This window comes from Pseudonocardia sp. (assembly GCF_025465255.1).
In the GTDB taxonomy this organism is placed as follows: Bacteria; Actinomycetota; Actinomycetes; order Mycobacteriales; family Pseudonocardiaceae; genus Pseudonocardia.
Map to the genome: position 1 here is coordinate 1 of NZ_JAODNI010000248.1, position 2,933 is coordinate 2,933.

Below are 2,933 nucleotides of genomic sequence, written 5' to 3' on the forward strand. Positions count from 1 at the left end.
GTGCGTGCTCGTCGGCCTGCCCGGCGTGCTGTCGATGATCCCCCGCTCAGCCGGGATCGCGGCACCGGTGCTGGGATACTGGTCCGCCGTGGCGATCGTCGCGACGGCGGTGTCCGTGCTGGTGGCCGCCGCCCGAGGCCTCGCCCGATCGAGGCCGACCCTCGCCGCCGTCCTCCACGCCGTCGCGGCGGCCCTGTGCTTCGGGCTCACCTCCGGAACGGCCAAGGCCATCTGGTCGGGTCACGCCCAGCCGGCGTACGTCGTGGCCGCCCTGACGTCCGCGCTGGTCGGGCTCGTACTCGCCCAGCACGCCTACCGCGACGGCGGGCTCGGCGCGCCGCTGGCCACCCTCACCCTCGTCGACCCGCTCATCGCCGGTCTCCTGGGGGTGATGGTCCTCGGCGAGCCGATCTCCACCTCGCCGGTGCGGCTGGCGATCGGCGTCGCGGGGGCGTTGCTGACCGCTGCCGGCGTGGCCGTGCTGGCACCACGACCCGTCGTCGCCGGGCCGGGCCGACGGGCCGAGCTCGAGCCGGTCACCTGACCGGCGATGCCGCGGCCCGGCGTGAGGACCGCCGGCTGCCCGAAGTTTTGCCATCGTCTTACCCGGCGCGGCCCGAGCGCGAACCAGCCGCCGCCTAGCGTGGGAGCATGCACAGCATCCCGGAGGCCGCCTGTTCCCCGGCCTCCGCCGCGGCACACGGAACGCGGGCCGGAGGATGACCCTCTCGCAGGGGTACCACGAGGGGGACGCCCGCGCCCGGGAGGAGCCGAGGTCGATGTGTCCGAGCGACGACGAACTCCTGTGCGCGGCCACGCACGTCAGCGACGCCGTTCACGACGGCCGCCTCGACCTCGAGGAGGCGGGTCGGCTGCTCTCGGCGACCTACCGGGCGCGTTCGCGGCACGAGCTCGACGATCTGGTGCACGATCTCGTCGCCGAGCAGCCGGAGCCCACCTCGTCGGAGGACCGTGCGTTCTACGTCTGGGCGGCGGTCCGCGTCACGCTCTTCGCCGCCACCGCCGCCGGCCTGCTGTTCGCCGTGCTGCACGCCCTCAGCCCCTCCTGATCCGACCGACCCCCGGGGACCCCACCGACGTGCGTAGACGCATCATCGTTCTCACCCTCGCCGCAGCCGTCCTCGCGATCGGGCTGTTCGGGCTGCCGCTGGCGGGGATCGTCGTGTCCTACCTCGCCGGCAACGAGCAGAACGAGCTCGGCCAGGTCGCGAACGTCGCCGCGCTGACGGTCGCCGTGGACCTCGCGCGAGGCCAGGACCCTCAGCTCCCGGCCGTCCCCGGGTCAGCGCAGGTCGCGCTCTACGACCGCGCCGGCGTCCGGATCCTCGGTACCGGACCCGCGACCGGGGACCGCGCCGTCACCGAGGCGCTCGCCGAGAACTCCCACGACACCGGGGGGGACGGGATCGTCGCGGTGCCGGTCACCGGCGACGGCCCCCGCGCCGGCGCCATCCGCGTCTACAGCTCACCCGGCGAGGTCTACGCGAAGGTCGCCCTGGTGTGGGGAGCGATGCTCGCCCTCGCCCTCACGGCGCTGACCACCGTGTGGATCGTCGCCAGGCATCAGGCCGGGCGACTGGCCGGGCCCCTGGAACAGCTCTCCGGAGCCGCCCGCCGCCTCGGCGACGGCGATTTCACCGCTCGTGCGCCCCGCGTCGGGATCCCGGAGATCGACTCCGTGGGCGCGGATCTCGATACCACCGCCGAACGGCTCGGTGACCTCGTCGCGCGCGAACGCTCCTTCACCGCCGACGCGTCGCATCAGCTGCGCACCCCGCTCGCCGGACTCCGGCTCAGCCTCGAGGGCGCCCTCGAGGACCGGCACACCGACCCGAGGCCGGCCATGGCCGACGCGGTCCGGGCCGCCGACGGGCTGCAGCGCACCATCGAGGACCTCCTGGCCCTGGCCCGGGACACCGACACCGCCCCCGCCGCGCTCGATCTCCCCGCCCTCCTCGACGACCTCGACCACCAATGGCGTCCCGTCCTCGGCACCGCCGACCGCGCCCTCCGGATCGTCGTCGACCCCGACCCACCTCGCGCCGCGGCCTCGACCTCGGCGATCCGCCAGGTCCTGGCTGTGCTCGTCGACAACGCGGTGCGCCACGGCGCCGGAACCGTCACCGTGGCCGTCCGCGACATCGGTGCGGCCGTCGCCGTCGACGTCTCCGACGAGGGCCGCGGTGTGACGGTCCCCGTCACGGAGCTCTTCACCCGGCGCGCCCGCCACGCCGCAGGACACGGGATCGGGCTAGCCCTCGCCCGCAGTCTCGCCGAGGCCGAGGGCGGACGGCTCGCCCTCACACGCACGGCACCACCGACCTTCACCGTCCTGCTCCCCGCCGCCGCACGCGAGCCCGAACCCGGTGCCGAACCCGCGGCGACGCTCCACCCGTAGTCCGCGGCCGCTGATGCCACCGGTGTCGCGCGCCGCGCCGCTCGTCGCGATCCGGCGGCCGGTGCGACGCAGCTCTCCGAGCGGCACGGAGGGGTTTCCCGAGCGCTAACCTTCCGCTGGCCCGCCGCGTACCAGCACGTTCCTAGCGTCGACGGCATGACGATCAGGCCGACCGACGCTGCTCCGCAGCCGCCCCCGGGATCTTCGCCGGGACACCCCTCGGATGAGGACCGCGTGATACGTCGGGCCCGCCGCCGGCGGGTGCGGCGGTGGATCGCCGCACTCGTCCTGGTCGCCCTGATCCCGGCGGGGGTCTCCTACGAGCGGGCCCTGGTCTACCCCGGAAACGCCTCCTTTGTGGTCCGGACCGTCGAATGGGTCCGCGACCACGGCGGCGGCCCGCTGGTGGACATCGCCGAGAACGTCTACTACGGCCTCAAGGCCCCGCCGAACACCGCGCCCGCCGCCGGAGCCCTGCCCACGGCCGCCGCCCCGGCCGCCGCCGCGCCCGCGC

At 75.0% G+C, this 2,933-nt stretch carries 2 protein-coding genes and 2 pseudogenes; all 4 read left to right on the forward strand.

Features of this window, described 5'->3' with window-relative positions:
• Positions 1–544: pseudogene (locus JWP64_RS30850) on the forward strand (hypothetical protein); the annotation flags it as partial.
• A gap of 175 nt (positions 545–719) precedes the next feature.
• Entirely contained in the window at positions 720–1,070 is a 351-nt protein-coding gene (locus JWP64_RS30855) for a DUF1707 domain-containing protein (RefSeq protein WP_297504070.1), read from the forward strand.
• A 29-nt stretch (positions 1,071–1,099) separates the two neighbouring features.
• Entirely contained in the window at positions 1,100–2,419 is a 1,320-nt protein-coding gene (locus JWP64_RS30860) for a HAMP domain-containing sensor histidine kinase (RefSeq protein ID WP_297504073.1), read from the forward strand.
• Between the two features lie 234 nt (positions 2,420–2,653).
• Positions 2,654–2,933 (forward strand): annotated as a pseudogene (locus JWP64_RS30865) (hypothetical protein); the annotation flags it as partial.

What these genes read in the sequence shown, in the direction of transcription:
- JWP64_RS30855 (WP_297504070.1), top strand. Translation starts at nt 720, where the DNA reads ATGACCCTCTCGCAGGGGTACCACGAGGGGGACGCCCGCGCCCGGGAG.